Below are 19,391 nucleotides of genomic sequence, written 5' to 3'. Positions count from 1 at the left end.
ATTGTTTTGTTGAACTTCACTATTGTTTTTAGGACAACTCCTGTTTTTGTTTATCCAATTAGCGGAACACTAAAAGAAAATTTTAAACTTCAATACAACTCTTGTTATTGTTTATCTATATTGCCGGGACTACGCCGGACGGAAATATTTTCAATTTCAATACAACTCTTGTTATTGTTTATCATATTGGGCAGAAATACCGCCCCTCAATTATTATTCTATTTCAATACAACTCTTGTTATTGTTTATCTGGAGATAGGAGTAAAAAAGCATTGGGAAAATACATTTCAATACAACTCTTGTTATTGTTTATCAGAAGAATTTTGCTCTTAGTTCAACGACCTTACCTAATTTCAATACAACTCTTGTTATTGTTTATCTGATTCGTTCTATCGCCTTTTTTTCTAAGTCCATTTAATTTCAATACAACTCTTGTTATTATTTATCGAATTTAAACACCACTTCTTCGACTCAGGAGTATTATTTCAATACAACTCTTGTTATTGTTTATCTCGCTTCCGTACTTTATGCCATGTCCAATATTAAACATTTCAATACAACTCTTGTTATTGTTTATCCAGAAGAAAGTAGAAGCGGGGTATATCCTTGCTAATTTCAATACAACTCTTGTTATTGTTTATCTAGATATAAAAAGCAAGCTCAGAGAGGAGTTTGCATTTCAATACAACTCTTGTTATTGTTTATCTTTCATATACTGGGCAGATATCACAACAGCGATTGCATTTCAATACAACTCTTGTTATTGTTTATCCACATGATAAAGGTATCTTTATATTATGGAATGGAATTTCAATACAACTCTTGTTATTGTTTATCTAAACAGCGGAAAGAAGCCGACCGTCGTGATCGAATTTCAATACAACTCTTGTTATTGTTTATCAGGATACGTAATCCGAATAGAAAATAATGTATTGGATTTCAATACAACTCTTGTTATTGTTTATCGCCTGTGAAAGAATACGAATATAATTCGTTTGTTGAATATTTCAATACAACTCTTGTTATTGTTTATCTGTCCTTCACCGTTGCCAGCTGGTTCTGCAAAATATATTTCAATACAACTCTTGTTATTGTTTATCACAGTGACTACATTGCCCAAGTTACCGGATTAGAAGATTTCAATACAACTCTTGTTATTGTTTATCTGAAGAAGCCATAACGTTATTTGACCGAGAAGCAAATTTCAATACAACTCTTGTTATTGTTTATCGTTGGTGAATACGGTAATTGGCGGTCTGAATAAGTATTTCAATACAACTCTTGTTATTGTTTATCCAACGCTTTTAAGCCATTTCTGTTTTTTATTATAGCCAGTTTTCCTGATAAAATCAACGTTTCCTTTGTTTTTTCCCAACTAATTTGTTTTTTTGTGTTTCCCAGCTTAAACTAAGTCTAATTCGCCATTTCACGCCGCTTCTCAGGGTTTTTCCCTGTTTCGGGGTTGGGAAACTCAAACAGCCTCTCTGTACTTTTCACACCTTATTTTATCCCCTTCGAATGAACGTGCTTCATATGATAAGGTATGTTATACCCACAGGGCACACCGTATTTTATACCCTTCGGGTGGACGCGCTTTGCGCGATAAGGTATAATGTTGTTCAGAAATTGATGTGGAGGTATCAAAAGTGAAAAAACCAGCGTTAGTAATTCTTGCCGCCGGCATGGGCAGCCGTTACGGGGGGCTGAAACAGATGGACCCTATGGATGACCAGGGACATGCAATTATAGATTATTCTATTTATGATGCAAAACGGGCCGGTTTTGGAAAAGTAGTGTTTATAATTAAAAAAGAGATTGAAACAGATTTTAAGGAGACGGTAGGTTCCCGGATTCCGGACGGAATGGAAGTCTGTTATGCATTTCAGGAAGTGGACAGCCTTCCTGCCGGCTTCTCTGTCCCGGAAGGCAGGATAAAGCCATGGGGTACCGCCCATGCGGTTCTCTGTGCCAAGCCATTTATTGAGGAACCATTTGCCGTTATCAATGCCGATGATTATTACGGCATCCACGGCTATCAGGCTATGGCCCAATTTCTTATGAAAGAGTCTTCTTCCGCCAAAGCAAAATTTGCAATGGTCGGATACCATCTTGGAAATACTGTGACAGACAGCGGATATGTATCCAGAGGAATTTGTGAAGTTGATGAAAATCATCAGCTGCTCTCCATCACAGAGCGGACTCATATTGAAAAGCGCGGAGATCACGCCGAGTTTACAGAAGATGACGGAAATACGTGGACATCTCTTCCGTTTGACACCCTTGTATCTATGAACTTTTTTGGATTCCGCCCTATGATCATAGACGAATTGGAAACCGGTTTTTCAAAATTCCTCTCTGCTTCTCTAAAAGAGAATCCATTAAAATGTGAATATTTTATACCAAGCGTGGCCAGCCTGCTGATGAAGGAAGGAAAAGCTACAATGGACGTTTTGGTCTCCAGAGATCAATGGTATGGTGTGACATATAAAGAGGACAAGCAGCATGTCATGGATGCTCTGAAAGCCATGAAATCTGAAGGTCTGTATCCGGAACAGTTTTAAAAAAACTGCTGTACATTCTTACATGAAGTACAGCAGTTTCTCTTTTATTTTTTGATCTTATATACTTTGACGTTGTTTTTGCGTCCGAATTTTTTTACTTTTTTGTGGGAATTAAAATAAACATCGATGTGTTTTCCTTTTACTCCGCCGCCCACGTCTTCGGCTACATATGTTTTTCCCTTGATCTTAATTTTACTTCCCAGTTTAATCTTTCGTTTATCTACGGCAATCGTACGTCCCTGTTTGGCTCTTCTTCCCGTAGCGGTTTTGTTTCCATAGCCTCCGCTGCATTTTCTGCATCCGCAGTATGCGGTCAATTTATATTTTCCTAAATACTGTACTTTTTTAGCCTTAGCTTCTGTAGATGATGAACCGGTAAACAGTGCACCCGTCACTACTGCTGCCATCATGGCAAGCAGTAAAAACTTTTTCTTTGCTGCTATTTTTAAAATCTTCATAATATCCTCTTTCTAAAGCAAATCATTTTGGTTACTGTATAACCTATGATAGTTTTTTAAGATTTATTCTTACTTTTTAAATATTTGAAATATTTTCGTAACAACTTAGTGCTAGTTTACTTAACAATTAACGATTTGTCAACCGTTGTATTAAAAAAAGAACATGATTCCACCAGATATCCCCAAATTAATATTACGAATATATTACAAAAAAAGAGACAAATCCATGGGATTCATCTCTTTTTTATTGAATGCTATTCTATATTAACTTAAAATCTGATAACTAAGAAAAGAATTCGACATTATGTTAAAAACAGCTATTTAAAGAGTTTCGATCACTCCGTCCAAATACAGCTCTTCTACATCTTCGATCAGGCCTTCATCACAGGCTTTTGTAAGCTTTGGATCAATCGGAAGTTTTCCTAGCACTGGGATCTGGTACTTTTCGGCAATTCCGTCTATATGGCTCTCTCCAAAAATAGAAATCTCTTTTCCACAGTCCGGACATTTGATGTAACTCATATTTTCCACGATTCCGAGGATTGGAATGTTCATCATCTTAGCCATATTGACTGCTTTTTCAACAATCATTCCAACCAAATCCTGAGGAGTAGCTACCACAACGATCCCATCCAGAGGCACGGATTGGAATACCGTCAGAGGCACTTCCCCTGTTCCCGGCGGCATATCCACAAACATTACGTCGATGTCACGCCATAATGTCTTACCCCAAAACTGTTTGACCACATCGGCCACCACCGGGCCTCTCCAGATCACCGGCTGAGTCTCCTCTTCCAGCATCAGGTTCACTGACACCACCTCGATGCCGAAGTTTGTGAGCGCAGGGAGAATAATCCCTTCCTGATTGCCCAAAAGTCTCTCATGCAGACCAAAGGCCTGAGGAATGGACGGTCCTGTCACGTCTCCGTCCAGAATACCTGTGTGGAGACCTTTTCTGTTTGCCGCCACCGCAAGCAAGGCTGTGGTCAAAGATTTCCCCACGCCGCCTTTGCCGCTCACAACTCCGATGACCTTTTTTACACTGCTGTCTTTATATAATGGTTCCATAAAATCTGTCTGTGACTGCGTTCTGTCAGAACAGCTTTCCACACAGCTGCTGCAGTCGTGAGTACACTCACTCATCTCTATACCTCCATTGCCTTAAATAAATTCTGTATATTTTGTTCAATATCTCCGTTGAATACGGCAGATCCGGCTACGAATACATTGGCGCCGCAGTCTTTGATGTGAGCGATATTATCAGCTGTCACTCCTCCGTCCACCTGAATGTCCACATCGAGTCCTCTGTCTGTAATCATTTTTCTCAGATCCCTGATCTTCTGATCCATTGCTTCTATATAAGACTGTCCTCCAAAACCTGGATTCACCGACATAATGAGTACCATATCAAGATCATCCAGCACATAGTCAAGAACACTCAGCGGAGTTGCAGGATTCAGCGAAACTCCCGCTTTACGGCCCCTTTGTTTGATCTGCTGGATCACACGGCCAAGATGAGTGCATGCCTCTGCATGTACTGTTATATAGTCTGCCCCGCATGCCGCAAATTCATCAATAAATCTGCCCGGCTCTTCTACCATCAGATGGACATCGAATACTTTGTCCGTTACACTGCGGATACTTTTGATAACCGGCATTCCAAATGAAATATTCGGAACAAAGGCTCCGTCCATCACATCAATATGGACCCACTGTGCCCCAGCAGCGTCCGCTTTTTTGATATCGTCACCAAGTGTCTTGAAATCTGCCGATAAAATCGACGGCGATAAAATGTATTCCATGCTACCTTCTCCTTTTTCCTCTAATACGCTAACAGTTGTATTATATCATAACTGCAGAGAAAAGAGTGAAGAAAAGGAATACTACATATCAGAAAAATTTAATGTATTGGCGAAACATATCCGAGTTGAATAACTTTTATTGACTTCTAACAATGAATTAATTATAGCAAACTCTCCTTTTTGATTGCTGACTTCATTGTACCCTTACAGCTAAAGGAGTGAATGAGTAAATCAGGAAGAAAAAGCGGCATAGTCATACTCTGACTATACCGCAGTTGATTGGAAGCTTACGTTTGCTTTCTCTTCTTTCCTGTGTAAAGGAAACGAGGCTATTTCCTTTTATATTAAACTTCTGCTGCAATCTCCCTCATGGCCTTTGCCATATTCCACAGATGATCACCAATACGTTCAAAATCCACCAGCATCTCCGAATAAATGATGCAGGCCTCATCATTACATTCACCCCGCTTCATCCTCCTTAGGTGGCTATCATAAAACTCTTTTGTCTTCGCATCGACGAAGCGCTCCATCTCATGAAGATCCTCAAGCCATTTTTTTGTATCCTGTATCTCCCTCTGAAAATAGCAAAACATATTGTGACAGATCTGCTTCATCTCTTTTAGTTCCGCTCTGGCCTGGCGTGAAAACTTAATCTCCTTGTTTTCAATAATCTTTGTGTAATCACATATATTGACGGCGTGGTCACCAATTCGTTCTATGTTTCCCGTCATCTTAAAATACAGGCTGATCATTTCGGAAGTCCTTTCATTCGTCTCAGATACCATCATCTTGGAGATAACTCCTGATATCTCTTTATTGAGGTAGTCTATGTATTCTTCTCTCTCTGCCACTTCCTTTAGTTTATAACTGCTTCCCATCAAAAATGCCTGAAAGCTTTCATCCACATTTTCCTTTGCCATTTCAAGCATTCTCCGGATTTCTTTCCCTACCTCTTCCATATGGATGGCAGCTCCTCCGATTCTGGGGTCCAGTCCAGCATCCCAGCTCCTTAAATATTTTAAGTGCTTCTTTTTCTCTTTCTCTTCTTCCTTCTCCGGGAGGATTTTCACCGCAAGGGATGCCAGCTGGTTTCCGAATGGGATTAGAAGAAAACTTGTGACAAGATTAAACAGGGTATGCATGTTGGCGATCTGCCTCGGGGCATTGCCCGGAGTCCATGACGCAACCAGGTCCCCCAGTGGCAATGTCAGACAAACTGTCGTGAAAATGACCGTTCCGATAATATTGAAAAGCAGATGGATCACCGTGGTGCGCTTTGCGCTTCTGCCAGTTCCGATGGAGGCGAGAATTGCAGTGATGCATGTCCCTATATTTTGTCCGAACAGCACAAAGACTGCACTGTTAAATCCTATCAGTCCGCTGGAGGCCATAGCCTGAAGAATTCCCACCGATGCGGAAGACGACTGTATCAGGGCGGTAAAGCCGGCGCCTGCCAATATTCCCACTACGGGATTGGAAAATTTGGTCATCAGGTTAATAAATGCAGGGGCATCCCGAAGCGGCATCATTGCACTGCTCATCATATCCATACCGATAAATAATACACCCAGCCCTGCAATAATCTGTCCTGTGTACTGGATTTTAGGCTTCTTGAGAAACAGGATCATCGCCACTCCCGCAAATGCAAAGACCGGTGCCATAGCTCCTACATCCAGCGCGATCAGCTGTCCGGTAATGGTTGTCCCGATATTGGCTCCCATAATGATCCAAACCGCCTGATTGAGAGTCATCAGCCCTGAATTAACAAATCCCACAACCATGACCGTCGTAGCGGAAGACGACTGGATAACAGCTGTGATACCGGCTCCTACTGCGACTCCTAAAAACCGGTTGGATGTCAGCTTCTCCAGTATGTGTTTCATCCGGTTCCCCGCTGCTGCTTCCAGCCCGGAGCCCATCATCTGCATCCCGTATAAAAACAGGGCAAGTCCTCCCAGCAGGCCCAATACAATCGTTGTATTCATATTTTAATTCTCCTTTGTCTCACATACACTTCTATAAAATTTAACGGCAATTTTATTTTACATGATTTTCGTGGAGAATTATGTTAAATCCTTGTAAAATCAAGGTTAAACTTTGTTTGGATTAACTGATTTTTAATGATGCCAAGTTAATTTCTTTTTCTTCAAGTTCACCTTCTCCTTTAACAGGTTTTCTTTTTAAAAACTGTAAAAGTACTGCAAATACACAGGAACCTATCAATAATGCTAAAAGCCAATATTGAGGATGATTAAATCCAGGGAGTGCAAACAGTCCGCCCGTCGGGACCTTGGATGTTACATTCAGAGCAGCACATACAGCCCCTCCCACGCCGGCACCAACACCAGTACAAATTGTGATTCGAATAAGATCATTTAAAATGATTGGATAAGAACCCTCTGTTATCATACAGCACCCCATAATAAATGCAGATTTTAGGTTATCCACTTCTTCCTTGGAAAAGATATCTCTCTTCATAATCTTAGATAAGAAATATCCGATTGTCAGACCAAATGGTGCAATCATTGATGCCTGCATCAAAATTGCAATTGGTCCGCCGATTCCTTCTGCCATAACTCCACAGGAAAAAACAAAGACAACTTTATTGATCGGTCCGCCGTAGTCAACCGCCGATAAAATTCCAACTAAGATTCCAAACGGTATGATCATGCTGGTATTATTCTGCATATTTATTAAAAGATTAGTAATTGCATTCGTCAGGGCATTAATTGGAATCCCGATCACATATTTCATGACCAGCCCCACTGCCAGAGAACCGATCAGCGGCAGAATCAGCTGGGGCAGTAATCCCGCAACCCATTTTGGCACTTTGATGACCTTGAGAAGCCAGACGGTGAGATAGCCGACCAGATAGCCACTTACCAGTCCTCCTAAAAAACCAAATCCCGCATCCCTGCAGAGCAGACCAAGAATTACACCCGGCGCAATACCGGCTTTATCTGCTATACTATAAGAGATTCCTGTAGAAATAATAATCGGAAGAAAGCCCAGTGCAGTTCCACCAATAGTTGTTAAAAAATCAGCTAAATCAAGCTGTTTGGTAAAGTCGTCTGCAGCAGCTCCTCCCGCGATATTGCCGATCACCATCAGCATACCTGCAGTACATACAAATGGGATCAGATAAGAAATCGCGGTAAGCATATGTTTTTTTATTTGTAGTGCTTTCATATTATATACATCCTTTCTGTAATTCTTTATATAAGTTCCTCTATCTTTTCTACTAATTTATTCGGGGACATAACCACAGTCTCTGTGGGTACTTCCACTACTTTCTTTCCTTCAAATCGATCTTTCCCGGAAATACTCACATCCGTTGCCAAAATGACAACATCGGCTTCCTCAATTTCCTCAACGCTTAACGCATCTTCAACACCGATCACTCCCTGTGTTTCCATATGAATTCTATGTCCCCTTTTTCGGGCGGCATTCTCAAGCTTTTCTTTTGCAATATATGTATGCGCAATTCCAGCTGTACATGCGGCTACTCCAACAATGTTCATAGGCGCTCCTTCCCTATTCGAATACAGTTTTAATCTCCTCAACAGAGTCTGCACTTAAAAGTTTTTCAACAACTTCGTCGTTTCCCAGCTTTCCTGCTACTTGTGCAAGCAATTTTAAATGTTCCATAGCATCCTTATTATCAGCTCCAACTGCAAATAAAAAGATGACCCTGACTCCTTTTCCATCATTGGTTTCCCACTTGATTTCATTCTGAAGTTTTGCTATTGCAACTCCAACTTTCGTTACAGATAAACTTTTCCCATGTGGTATCGCTATATAATTTCCAATTCCTGTACAGCCTTGACTTTCTCTTTGCATAACATCCACAATGAATCCGTCTGCATTATCAATATATCCTGCCTTTTCCAGCATTTCCACCATCTTTTTTAAAGCATCCTCTTTATTTACTGCCAAAAGGTTCGGATGGATCACTCTGTCATCTAATGCGCTTTTGATATCCATAGCTACATTCCTTTCAAAATAATCACAATTTATAATACTTCATCTTATCTGCATCATTAAATAGGTCAATCTTCTGTTTCACAACTTTTTTCATTGCCAAAATGCTGTCGATGTACAAATCAAATGGCTCCCTGATAACAGCATCATTTTCCAAAGTTTTTCTTGTCTGCTGATAAAAAGCATCCTTAATATCAGAAGATATATTGATCTTGTTCACTCCCCTTTTTACTGCTTCGGCAATTTCCGAATCGGGATTTGCTGAACCTCCATGAAGCACCAAAGGAATAGAAACTCTATTTTTAATCTCTGTCAGCAGTTCCTGCTCTAAATGCGGCACAAAATCTTTCGGATAAATACCATGAGCTGTACCAATGGCTATTGCCAGAGTGTCACAGTTTGTCTCTTCAATAAATTTCTCTGCGTCTTCCGGTTTTGTAAATACAATCTCTTTTGCTCCAATCTCACGATTTCCTGAATCTTCCTTGATATCTCCAATGGTGCCGAGTTCAGCTTCCACGGACACTCCCAACGGATGGGCAACTTTAATCACTTCTTTTGTAATTAAAATATTATCCTCAAATGCTTTGCCTGATGCATCTATCATGACAGAAGTAAATCCACAGCGAATTGCTCTCTGTACCTGTTCCATCGTCTCCCCGTGATCTAAATGAATACACATTGGAACATGAGACTTATTTGCCCGGTCTTTACACATTTCAATAAAGCTGTCTCCCTGAAATTCCAATTCGTTTGGGTGGATCGCTAAAATAACCGGTGCCTGTTTCTCCTCACAACATTCAACCACTGCGTTTAAGATCTGCCCTGTGCCAATATTAAATGCCGGTACAGCAAAATTATGCTCATTAGCAACTGCCAGTAAATCTTTCATGTTCAACAACATAATGAAATCTCCTTTTGAATCGATGGGTGATTGGGTTACTTTTAACAAAGCAATTCTTAATCATATATTTTGCTTTGTTAATTTTTATATTATTATAATAACTTTCCATATGATCTTTGTCAATCATTTTATGAAATATTATTTTATAATTTTTATTTTACTATATACAAACCAGCAAATATATGCTAATATTCATTCAAAACCAAGGTTTATATGAAATTATATTTCTTTTATAAAATTTTATTTCTTTATATGTCCATTTGGTTTTTACTATATCAATTATATGAAGGAGGTTTTATGCAGCAAATAAACTATATAGGCCATCCGTCCCAGATTATGGGTGTGGAAGAATACCGCTTAATGAACGGAAAAGGTGATCATATGCACATGCTTCATGCGCGAAACGGTTTAGGACTGGAACTTACAGTTAATGCCGACCGCTGCGCCGATATTTCCCGTCTTTATCTGGATGGAAAAAATTTAAGCTATACTTCTGTAGCAGGCAATGTAGCGTCAGCTTACTATTCTACGGATCAGGATGGCTTTGGCTTTCTAAAATCATTTAACTGCGGTTTCCTCACAACCTGCAGTCTTAACAACATCGGATCTCCCAATGAAGATGAAGGAAAACTCCACGGTCTACATGGAAACATCGGAAATACGCCGTCAGATTATATTTATCATACTAAAAGACAAGATCCTGAACGAAGGTTCAAAGACAGAGCCTTTAATGTATTTGTATCATATAAATCTTGGATACCCTCTGCTGGATGAAAATGCAGAACTTTTTATTAATTCGGCTAACGTCTTACCAAGAGACCGGGAGGCGGCTGATGCATTGGATTTTTGGAATCAGATACATCCTCCAACTCCAAATTTCGCTGAACAATGTTTTTATCATTTTTATAATACCGATATTGCAAACACAATCGTTTATAACGCAAACATTCATACTGGCATACAGATCAAATTTCCTACTGAGCATTTTCCTCAAAGTGTCCAGTGGAAAATGATGAGAGAACGCGATTATGTTCTTGGATTGGAACCCTGTACAGCAACTTTAGACGGCCGGCATCTTGCGAGAAACTCAGGGAGCATTCTCTCATTAGCGCCACGAGAATCCAAAAAATTTTCTGTTACTGTCAATCTGTTTAACCATAAGATTCCACAAGAATTTTATAAATAAAACAGTTGTTCATTTTAAGGAGGTAATATTCATGTCACAAATTAAAAAAGTATTTGAAGCAGGAAATTGTATATTACAGCTTATACCGACCTGGGTGCCAAGAGGGTTCAATGAACCGGGACACAGACTTCGGCTTCACCCTGATGACTATTATGCCTTCGGCATGGAACGCGGAGGTATTTGTGAACGCTGGCTCGGTTCCATTACCAAGGCTCTCAACGGTCCCAAAACCGGAGAAACAGAGGGTATGAGTTATGTTTTGGCAGACAAGAGGACAAAAGAAAAAATCCTTCTCTCAGAGTTTGTAAATGAATTAGGTTCTGATTTAATCGGAGAAACATTGATGGAGCAGTACAAAACCTGGCCTGTATTCGCTAAATTATACGACTATGACAAACCTTTATTTCATCATCTGCACCTGACAGAAGAACGCGCAAATAAAATCGGGATGCACGGAAAGCCGGAAGCCTATTACTTCCCGCCACAGTATAACGCCTCCTATCTGGGAAGATTTCCTCTGACTTACTTTGGTTTTGATCCATCCACAACAAAAGAGGATGTTATGTACTGTCTGAAAAATTATGATAAAAAGGATACAAGGATCACGGAGCTTTCCAGAGCTTATCGCATCAAACTTGGAACAGGATGGTATACTCCCGCAGGAGTCATTCATGCACCGGCCTCTGTGGTAACTTTCGAACCGCAGTGGAACAGTGATGTAAATACGATTATGGAAAATGTCACCATGGGAGAGATAAACCCTCATAATCTCTTGACCGACTGCGCCCCGGAGAAAGAAAAAGATGATCTGGATGCTATTTTTTCTCAAATCGACTGGGAGGAAAGCACTCGTCCAGACTATAAAGAGACGTACTTCCGCATGCCTAAAAACAAGATCGTATCAGACAAAGCTATTGAAAAGTGGGTTGCATATGCAAATGATTTTGTTGCCGCAAAAGAGGTCACTATCCTCCCCGGTCAGTCTTACACTCTCACCGATCAGGCAGCTTACGGTGCTTTGGTCACACAAGGCCACGGGAACTTTGGCTGTTATGAGTGTGAAGCGCCTGGACTCCTTCGTTTTGATGATATCTCCGGCGATGAATTTTTTGTCTCAGAAAAAGCGGCAAAAGACGGTGTGCTCATTAAAAATACCAGTTCTTATGAACCACTGGTCATTCTTCAGAACTATGCCAATAACAATCCTGAAGTTCCAGTCAATATCTAAACTTGGAGGTATTTATGAAATTTATATTTGGAGTTGACAGCTTTATTTGGACCGAATCCTTTTCAGAAAAAGATTTATGGATTATCTCTAAAGCGAAAGAACTTGGATTTGAAATAATTGATTTTGCCATATCCAATCCTTTCACTTTTCCTGCTGATCAGGTAAAAAAGGAATTAAATAAAGTTGGAATTGCATGTGTATGCACCACTACATTAACCAGAGAAACTAATCCCATTTCCCCTGATCCTTTCATACGACATAATGCTTTGGATGCTATGAAAAAATGTATTGATATCTGCAACACTTTAAATGCACCGATTTTAGGCGGAGTAAATTATGCGGCTTGGGGGTATCTAACCGGGAAACCCCGCACAGATCGGGAATGGAAATGGGCCGTACATAATATGAAACAGGCAGCCGCATATGCCAAAAAGACCGGAAAAACAACCATATGTGTTGAATGTGTAAACCGTTTTGAAACACACTTTCTGAATGTTGCCGAGGATGCCGTAAAATTTTGCATGGATGTAGGATTTGATAATGTAAAGGTACACCTGGATTGTTTCCATATGATTCGTGAAGAAAAAAGCTTTACAGAAGCAGTCAAAACTTGTGGCAGTAAATATCTGGGGTATATTCATGTCAATGAAAATGACCGTGGTATCCCAGGTACCGGGCTTGTTCCATTTGAAGAATTTTTCCGTGCCGTAAAAAAAGTCGGTTATAATGGTCCTCTTGTCATTGAATCGTTTGATCCAGGTTTCAAAGAGTTATCCGCAAATTGTGCTATTTGGCGCAATTTTGCCGACACCGGTGAAGAATTGGCTGTCAAAGGATTAAAAAACCTCAAAAATATTTCCAACAGTATAGATAAAAGGGCACTTTGAATTTACGACTCATATAAGAGAACAAGAAAGGAATATATTATGAACCGGATTTATAATGATGCTGATTTCATGGTAGAAGATATGACAAAGGGTTTTGTTAAAGCCAATAGCCGCTTAATTTCTGAGACAGAAAACCCTCAGGTCTTAAAGTATAAGAAAGTACCAATACAGGGAAAAGTGGGTATTGTTACTGGCGGGGGTTCCGGACACAAACCCGCCTTCATTGGCTACCTGGGGAAAAACCTCTGTGACGCTGCCGCTATAGGACAAATCTTTTCCTCACCAACCGCAAAAGCATTTCTGGATGCGATAAAAACAGCTAATTCAGGACAAGGTGTTGCCTGCCTGTATGGGAATTATGCCGGAGACAATATGAATGTCAAAATGGCCATAAGAAAGGCAAAGAAGCTTGGCATCGACGTAAAAACAGTGGTTGCCAACGACGACTGCGCTTCAGCACCGAAGGATGAACTGAAAAAACGCCGCGGAGTTGCAGGCGAAGTACTCATGTGGAAGGTCGGAGGAGCAAAAGCTTCCATGGGAGCTGATCTGGACAGTGTTATCGCAGCTGCACAAAAAGCAATTAACAATACGAGGTCTGTAGGAATAGGGACAGCTCCATGTACAATACCAGCAGTCGGTCATCCGAATTTTCAGATAGAGGACGGAACTATGGAGGTTGGCATTGGACATCACGGGGAACCCGGCATAAAAGTGGAACCATTGAAAACTGCTGATGAGATCGCAGAAGAACTGCTTGCAAACATTCTTCCCGATCTGCCTTTTGAAAGTGGAAACGAAGTTGTCGTTTTACTTTCAGGACTTGGGGCTACTCCGCTGATGGAACAATATATTGTTTACAATAGAGTAGAAGAGCTATTAAAAGATATAGGAATCTGCATATATAAGGCATATGTTGGCAACTATTTTACTTCTTTGGACATGATGGGAATAACACTCACTATTATGAAACTTGATGATGAACTCAAGGAATGTATTGATATGCCTTGTGATTCCGTTGGGTTAACACAACTATGAGGAGGATAATATGACATTTAAAAATCGCGAAGGAATACAAATTGTATGGGATATCATACGCATCATTCAGGAAAAGAAGAATTATCTGAGCGAGATAGACGGAAAGATCGGCGATGGTGATCATGGAATTAATATGAATAAAGGTTTTACCATGGCAGCAAATAAATTAAGCGAAAAAAATCTCACCATGACAAAAGGATTTTCTATTCTTAGCGACACCCTATTACAAGATATCGGGGGATCTATGGGACCTCTTTATGGAGCTTTTTTCAATGGACTTTCTGAGCGTTCCGAAGGAAAAGAAGAAATTAATGCTGTTATCTTTCAGGAAATGCTGCATGAAGCCAGAGATGCTGTATCTGACATTGGAAATGCAAAACCTGGCGATAAAACACTAATGGATACTCTGATTCCTGCCATTAATGCCTTTGATCAATCTCTTTCTTTGGGCAGATCTTTTTCGGCTGCATTGACAGATTTAAAAGAGGCCGCAGAAAAAGGCTGGAAATCTACCGAGCAAATGACTGCGAAGATTGGACGGGCAAGCCGCCTGGGAGAACGAAGCCGCGGTGTTCTGGATGCAGGTGCCACCAGCTGTTATTTCATTCTGAGCACTCTTGCAACTTCTATCCAGTCTATATTATAATGGTATTATGTGTTTTAACCATTCATTACCAGCGAAAGGAGGATGTATGTCAAGTGAGACAAATGTTTTAGACAGCATTGACACCCTTTACCAACAGCTTTTTTCTAAAGAGAAACAAATTGCAAAATATATAAAAGAACACCCTGATGAAGTTATTATGATGAATGTATCCCAACTCGCCAAGGCCAGTGGCACCAGCGAGGCAACTGTTGTAAGAACCTGTAAGCACTTGGGTTATCAGGGATACTACCAAATGCGTTTAGTCTTATCCAGAGATATCGGGACAAAGTCTAATGAAACCGACATCAATGAACAAACAGATTTCATTGCCTATACTTTTGAACGTAATATTCAGAGTTTAAGGAACATCTCGTCCAACTTATCCAAAGATATGCTGCTGCAATGTGCTCTTGTATTGCTTAAAGCTCACGCAGTTCATATTATTGCCATAGGAAACACTACACCAATCGCACTGGATCTGAGTTTCCGCCTTTCCCGATTTGGCATTCAATCATTCAGCAGTTCTATCTCCGAGTATTATATTAACAACATCAGCTTAGGCTGCAAGGAAGATGTTGTTATCGCAATTTCCGGCTCTGGCACCTCAAAACAGGTGCTTCAGGCTGCTGATGTGGCAAAAGATATCGGAATGAAGATTATATCCATTACCACAGATAGTGACTCACCTCTGGCCCGGACATCCGACTATATTCTTTCCAGCCACGAGGAGCATCCTCTATTTAACGAGACAAAAGAACCGCTTTCGCATCTATGTTCCATGGCTATTTGCGATGCACTTCTCTATGCAGTCAAAACATTTTCAATCAATCAGGCACAAGAAACACATCCCGACATCAAAAAACGTACAGAAGACATGGAAGTTCTTCTATCCACAACAAAATTATAGAACGAAACCGGGGCACTGAGTAAAATCAGTGCCCCGGTTTCTTTTATTGAGCTTTTTTATTTTTCTGCCATTTCTTTTAAGCGCGCATATTTTTCTTTTGCATTCTCTTCAGCCTGTTTGAACAATTCTTTTGCTCTCTCAGGATTCTGACGAGCCAATGCATTGTAACGAACTTCTCCCATGATGAAATCGTTGTATTCTGTTGTAGGCTCTTTAGAATCTAAGGAGAATGGATTCTTTCCTTCTTCAGCTAATTCAGGGTTGAAACGGAATAAATTCCAGTATCCTGATGTAACTGCTTTCTTTTCTTCAGACTGAGCAATGCTCATTCCGCCCTTGATACCGTGGTTGATACATGGAGCGTAAGCGATGATCAGTGAAGGTCCCGGATAAGCCTCTGCCTCTGCGATTGCTTTGACTGTCTGATTGTAATCAGCACCCATAGAAACCTGAGCAACATATACATATCCGTAGCTCATTGCAATTGCTGCAAGGTCTTTCTTCTTCACAGCCTTACCAGCTGCTGCGAACTGAGCGATCGCTCCTGCCGGTGTGGATTTAGATGCCTGACCGCCGGTGTTAGAGTAAACTTCTGTATCAAATACAAAGATGTTTACATCTTCACCGCTTGCAAGTACATGGTCAACACCGCCGAATCCGATGTCGTAAGCCCATCCGTCACCGCCGAAGATCCACTGAGATTTCTTAGATAAGTAATCTTTCATCTTAAGGATCTCTTTTCCTTCATCACATCCGCATGCCTCTAACGCTGCAACTAACTTCTTGGTAGCCGCTCCGTTTTTCTTGCCGTCTGTGTAAGTGTCTAAATATTCAGCTGCAGCTGCTTTTACATCTGCATTTTCTGTTGTCTCTGCCAGGGCAGCAACTTTTTCTTTTGTCTGAGCTCTCAGTGTAGTCTGTCCTGTGAACATACCTAAACCGAACTCAGCATTGTCTTCAAACAGAGAGTTTGACCAAGCCGGTCCCTGTCCTTCTCTGTTTACTGTGTAAGGTGTTGCCGGTGAAGAACCGCCCCAGATGGAAGAACATCCTGTTGCATTGGCAATGTACATTCTTTCACCGAATAACTGAGTGATCAGTTTTGCATATGGTGTCTCTCCACATCCTGCACAAGCTCCAGAGAACTCAAGGAGAGGTTTCCTGAACTGGCTTCCCTTAACAGATTCCGGTTTGAACTTGTCGAAGATATCTTCTTTGACAGGTAATGACTGTCCGTAGTTGTAAACTTCCTGCTGATCTCTCATACTGTCTAAGGATACCATAGTAAGGGCTTTTTCGCCTTTCTTTCCTGGGCAGACATTTGCACAGGAACCGCATCCGGTACAGTCAAGAACAGTGGTTGTCATAACAAATTTGTAATCCGGCATTCCTGTCATCGGAAGTGATTTTGTAGCCTCCGGTGCTGCTGCCAGTTCTTCTTCTGTCATCGCAACCGGACGGATCACTGCATGAGGACATACGTAAGCACAGAAGTTACACTGGATACAGTTGTCCGGATTCCATGTAGGAACATCTACTGCAACTCCACGTTTTTCATATGCTGCAGATCCCTGAGGCATATGTCCGTCAGCGTAAGGAACTAAGTCGCTTACCTTTAAGGAGTTACCGATCTGTCCATTGACAGCGTTCTGGATGTTGTTGACGTAATCAACAAGCTCTTTTCTGTCTCCGGATACTGGGTGCAGTAAGCTTTCTTCTGCACAGTCAGCCCACTCTGCCGGAACCGGAACTTCTACGACGCTCTTGGCACCTGCTTCGATCGCGTCATGGTTCATCTTAACGATATGGTCACCCTTCTTGCTGTAAGAAGCGGTAGCTGCATCTTTCATGTACTGGATCGCATCTGCTTCCGGAATGATTCCTGATAACTTGAAGAATGCAGACTGAAGAACTGTGTTGATACGTCCGCCGAGTCCGATTTCTTTACCGATCTTGATACCATCGATCACATAGAACTTGATATTGTGCTTAGCCATGTAAGCTTTTACCTGTCCCGGAAGGTGATCTCCAATCTCCTCTACCGGCCAGCTGCAGTTTAAGAGGAATGTTCCGCCATCTTTTAAGTCCTGAACCATGTTGTATTTTGTGATGTACGGAGCACAATGGCATGCTACAAAGTCAGCTTTGTTGATCAGGTATGTTGCTTTAATCGGGTCATCACCAAAACGTAAGTGGGAAATTGTAACACCGCCTGATTTCTTAGAGTCATAATCAAAGTATGCCTGAGCATATTTATCTGTATGGTCACCGATGATCTTGATAGAGTTCTTGTTAGCACCAACAGTACCGTCAGCTCCAAGGCCCCAGAATTTACAGCTTACTGTGCTTTCCGGTGTGGAAGAAACTGCTTCTCCTCTTTCAAGAGATAAGTTTGTCACATCATCATTGATTGAAACAGTAAATTCTTTCTTGTCTTTATTGTTAAATACAGAGATGATATCAGCAGGAGTTGTATCTTTAGAACCTAATCCGTAACGTCCTCCGTTGATTGTCACCTGCTCGAATTTTGTTCCTCTTAATGCGGAAACAACATCTAAGTATAATGGCTCACCAAGAGATCCCGGTTCTTTTGTCCTGTCTAAAACGTTGATTGTCTTAACAGTTTCCGGGATCACTTCCACTAATTTTTCAGCAACGAACGGTCTGTAAAGTCTTACTTTAACGACACCTACTTTTTCGCCTTTTGCTGTTAAGTAATCGATGGTCTCATCGATGGTCTCACATACAGATCCCATAGCGATGATCACAGATTCAGCATCAGGAGCACCGTAGTAGTTGAACAATTTGTAATCTGTACCGATCTTAGCATTTACCTGGTTCATGTAATCTTCAACGATTGCCGGGAATGCATCGTAGTATTTGTTGCATGCTTCTCTTGCCTGGAAGAAGATGTCTGGGTTCTGTGCAGATCCGCGGAGAACCGGATGTTCCGGATTCAAAGCGTTTGCCCTGAACTTCTCAAGAGCTTCGTAATCCACCATATCTGCAAGGTCTTCATTGTCCCACATTTCGATCTTCTGGATCTCATGAGATGTTCTGAATCCGTCGAAGAAATGTAATACAGGAACACTTCCCTTGATTGTAGATAAATGAGCAACAGCGCCTAAGTCCATGACTTCCTGAACGCTGGAGCTGCAAAGCATTGCAAACCCTGTCTGGCGACAAGCGTAAACGTCAGAGTGATCACCAAAAATATTCAGTGCATGAGATGCGATTGCACGTGCAGATACATCAAATACACAAGGCATTAATTCACCTGCGATCTTGTACATATTAGGAATCATCAGCAGTAATCCCTGAGATGCAGTGTAAGTAGTTGTCAGTGCACCTGCTGCAAGAGAACCGTGTACTGTTCCTGCTGCTCCGGCTTCAGACTGCATTTCAACTAATTTTACAGGATGTCCGAAAATATTTTTCTTTCCCTGTGTTGCCCACTGGTCTGTTGATTCTGCCATTGGTGAGGATGGTGTAATCGGATAGATTGCAGCTGTCTCAGTAAACGCATAAGATACGTGTGCTGCGGCTGTGTTACCATCCATGGTTTTCATTTTTCTTGCCATGTTTCTTCCTCCTAAAAAAATCTTGTGCAAATATTAACAATCTACACTTAAGTTTTTCCCTTCTCCTTACAAAGGAGACAGGATGTTATCACAACAACGGGACCGTTGTTTAGAACAAAATAAAACTGTATACAATCATGTATACAGCCTTATTTTACATCATTCAAACGGGTTTTTAAAGGATTTTAACTAAATTTCTTCGTATTTTTTTT

At 41.0% G+C, this 19,391-nt stretch carries 15 protein-coding genes, 1 pseudogene and 1 CRISPR repeat array; of the genes and pseudogenes, 7 read left to right on the top strand and 9 right to left on the bottom strand.

The annotated features are described in order from the left end of the window. Positions 1–25: 25 nt before the first annotated feature. Positions 26–1,296: a CRISPR direct-repeat array (repeat unit 30 nt; unit sequence ATTTCAATACAACTCTTGTTATTGTTTATC). Between the two features lie 350 nt (positions 1,297–1,646). Further along, positions 1,647–2,561, top strand: a complete 915-nt coding sequence (locus QGT46_RS08640; protein WP_148459468.1) for a nucleotidyltransferase family protein — start codon at positions 1,647–1,649, stop codon at positions 2,559–2,561. Between the two features lie 44 nt (positions 2,562–2,605). Here the strand turns inward: QGT46_RS08640 and QGT46_RS08635 are convergent, their stop codons facing one another. From QGT46_RS08635 to QGT46_RS08600, 8 genes are all read right to left on the bottom strand, one after another. Beyond that, positions 2,606–3,019 carry a 3D domain-containing protein gene (locus QGT46_RS08635; RefSeq protein WP_034548802.1) on the bottom strand — a complete coding sequence of 138 codons (414 nt, stop codon included), beginning with the start codon at positions 3,017–3,019 and terminating at the stop codon, positions 2,606–2,608. Positions 3,020–3,340: 321 nt separating this feature from the next. Continuing rightward, positions 3,341–4,162, bottom strand: a complete 822-nt coding sequence (locus tag QGT46_RS08630; protein ID WP_024726444.1) for an Mrp/NBP35 family ATP-binding protein — start codon at positions 4,160–4,162, stop codon at positions 3,341–3,343. Between the two features lie 2 nt (positions 4,163–4,164). Further along, positions 4,165–4,821, bottom strand: a complete 657-nt coding sequence (rpe, locus tag QGT46_RS08625) for a ribulose-phosphate 3-epimerase (RefSeq protein ID WP_148459469.1) — start codon at positions 4,819–4,821, stop codon at positions 4,165–4,167. A gap of 344 nt (positions 4,822–5,165) precedes the next feature. Further along, positions 5,166–6,806 (bottom strand): Na/Pi cotransporter family protein, encoded by a 1,641-nt coding sequence (locus tag QGT46_RS08620; RefSeq protein ID WP_148459470.1) that lies wholly within the window; start codon positions 6,804–6,806, stop codon positions 5,166–5,168. 121 nt (positions 6,807–6,927) lie between these two features. After that, positions 6,928–8,010, bottom strand: coding sequence for a PTS fructose transporter subunit IIC (locus QGT46_RS08615; RefSeq protein ID WP_148459471.1), 1,083 nt, complete (start codon positions 8,008–8,010; stop codon positions 6,928–6,930). Between the two features lie 26 nt (positions 8,011–8,036). Next, complete coding sequence (locus QGT46_RS08610) at positions 8,037–8,342, bottom strand: PTS fructose transporter subunit IIB (RefSeq protein WP_148459472.1); 306 nt, start codon at positions 8,340–8,342, stop codon at positions 8,037–8,039. Between the two features lie 13 nt (positions 8,343–8,355). Then, complete coding sequence (locus QGT46_RS08605) at positions 8,356–8,805, bottom strand: PTS sugar transporter subunit IIA (protein WP_148459473.1); 450 nt, start codon at positions 8,803–8,805, stop codon at positions 8,356–8,358. A 22-nt stretch (positions 8,806–8,827) separates the two neighbouring features. After that, positions 8,828–9,706, bottom strand: a complete 879-nt coding sequence (locus QGT46_RS08600; RefSeq protein WP_148459474.1) for a ketose-bisphosphate aldolase — start codon at positions 9,704–9,706, stop codon at positions 8,828–8,830. A 213-nt stretch (positions 9,707–9,919) separates the two neighbouring features. On the opposite strand from QGT46_RS08600, the pseudogene QGT46_RS17270 reads away from it, so the two are divergent. The 6 genes and pseudogenes from QGT46_RS17270 to QGT46_RS08570 all read left to right on the top strand — a co-directional run bounded on the left by QGT46_RS17270 (position 9,920) and on the right by QGT46_RS08570 (position 15,598). Beyond that, positions 9,920–10,892, top strand: a pseudogene (locus QGT46_RS17270) (DUF4432 family protein). 31 nt (positions 10,893–10,923) lie between these two features. Then, the gene (locus tag QGT46_RS08590; RefSeq protein WP_148459475.1) at positions 10,924–12,120 is read left to right on the top strand and encodes a hypothetical protein; all 1,197 of its coding nucleotides are present in this window, start codon (positions 10,924–10,926) and stop codon (positions 12,118–12,120) included. A 14-nt stretch (positions 12,121–12,134) separates the two neighbouring features. After that, positions 12,135–13,007 carry a sugar phosphate isomerase/epimerase family protein gene (locus QGT46_RS08585; protein ID WP_148459476.1) on the top strand — a complete coding sequence of 291 codons (873 nt, stop codon included), beginning with the start codon at positions 12,135–12,137 and terminating at the stop codon, positions 13,005–13,007. Positions 13,008–13,046: 39 nt separating this feature from the next. Then, positions 13,047–14,045, top strand: coding sequence for a dihydroxyacetone kinase subunit DhaK (locus tag QGT46_RS08580; protein WP_148459477.1), 999 nt, complete (start codon positions 13,047–13,049; stop codon positions 14,043–14,045). A 10-nt stretch (positions 14,046–14,055) separates the two neighbouring features. Next, entirely contained in the window at positions 14,056–14,691 is a 636-nt protein-coding gene (dhaL, locus tag QGT46_RS08575) for a dihydroxyacetone kinase subunit DhaL (protein WP_148459478.1), read from the top strand. A gap of 46 nt (positions 14,692–14,737) precedes the next feature. Further along, positions 14,738–15,598: a MurR/RpiR family transcriptional regulator gene (locus tag QGT46_RS08570; RefSeq protein WP_148459479.1), complete on the top strand. Its 861-nt coding sequence runs from the start codon at positions 14,738–14,740 to the stop codon at positions 15,596–15,598. Positions 15,599–15,654: 56 nt separating this feature from the next. Here the strand turns inward: QGT46_RS08570 and nifJ are convergent, their stop codons facing one another. Continuing rightward, positions 15,655–19,179 (bottom strand): pyruvate:ferredoxin (flavodoxin) oxidoreductase, encoded by a 3,525-nt coding sequence (nifJ, locus tag QGT46_RS08565; protein WP_148459480.1) that lies wholly within the window; start codon positions 19,177–19,179, stop codon positions 15,655–15,657. Between the last annotated feature and the right edge of the window lie 212 nt (positions 19,180–19,391).

Origin of the sequence: Anaerostipes faecis, assembly GCF_910574135.1 — a bacterium.
Lineage (GTDB): Bacteria > Bacillota > Clostridia > Lachnospirales > Lachnospiraceae > Anaerostipes > Anaerostipes hominis.
This window is presented reverse-complemented; position numbering and strand designations above follow the sequence as displayed.

Bases quoted from the DNA above. Each gene is read 5' to 3' on its own strand.
- QGT46_RS08570 (WP_148459479.1), top strand. From the start codon at position 14,738: ATGTCAAGTGAGACAAATGTTTTAGACAGCATTGACACCCTTTACCAA.
- QGT46_RS08590 (WP_148459475.1), top strand. From the start codon at position 10,924: ATGTCACAAATTAAAAAAGTATTTGAAGCAGGAAATTGTATATTACAG.
- QGT46_RS08585 (WP_148459476.1), top strand. From the start codon at position 12,135: ATGAAATTTATATTTGGAGTTGACAGCTTTATTTGGACCGAATCCTTT.
- QGT46_RS08620 (WP_148459470.1), bottom strand. From the start codon at position 6,806: ATGAATACAACGATTGTATTGGGCCTGCTGGGAGGACTTGCCCTGTTT.
- QGT46_RS08600 (WP_148459474.1), bottom strand. From the start codon at position 9,706: ATGTTGTTGAACATGAAAGATTTACTGGCAGTTGCTAATGAGCATAAT.
- QGT46_RS08615 (WP_148459471.1), bottom strand. From the start codon at position 8,010: ATGAAAGCACTACAAATAAAAAAACATATGCTTACCGCGATTTCTTAT.
- nifJ (WP_148459480.1), bottom strand. From the start codon at position 19,179: ATGGCAAGAAAAATGAAAACCATGGATGGTAACACAGCCGCAGCACAC.
- QGT46_RS08630 (WP_024726444.1), bottom strand. From the start codon at position 4,162: ATGAGTGAGTGTACTCACGACTGCAGCAGCTGTGTGGAAAGCTGTTCT.
- rpe (WP_148459469.1), bottom strand. From the start codon at position 4,821: ATGGAATACATTTTATCGCCGTCGATTTTATCGGCAGATTTCAAGACA.
- QGT46_RS08580 (WP_148459477.1), top strand. From the start codon at position 13,047: ATGAACCGGATTTATAATGATGCTGATTTCATGGTAGAAGATATGACA.
- QGT46_RS08610 (WP_148459472.1), bottom strand. From the start codon at position 8,342: ATGAACATTGTTGGAGTAGCCGCATGTACAGCTGGAATTGCGCATACA.
- QGT46_RS08635 (WP_034548802.1), bottom strand. From the start codon at position 3,019: ATGAAGATTTTAAAAATAGCAGCAAAGAAAAAGTTTTTACTGCTTGCC.
- QGT46_RS08605 (WP_148459473.1), bottom strand. From the start codon at position 8,805: ATGGATATCAAAAGCGCATTAGATGACAGAGTGATCCATCCGAACCTT.
- dhaL (WP_148459478.1), top strand. From the start codon at position 14,056: ATGACATTTAAAAATCGCGAAGGAATACAAATTGTATGGGATATCATA.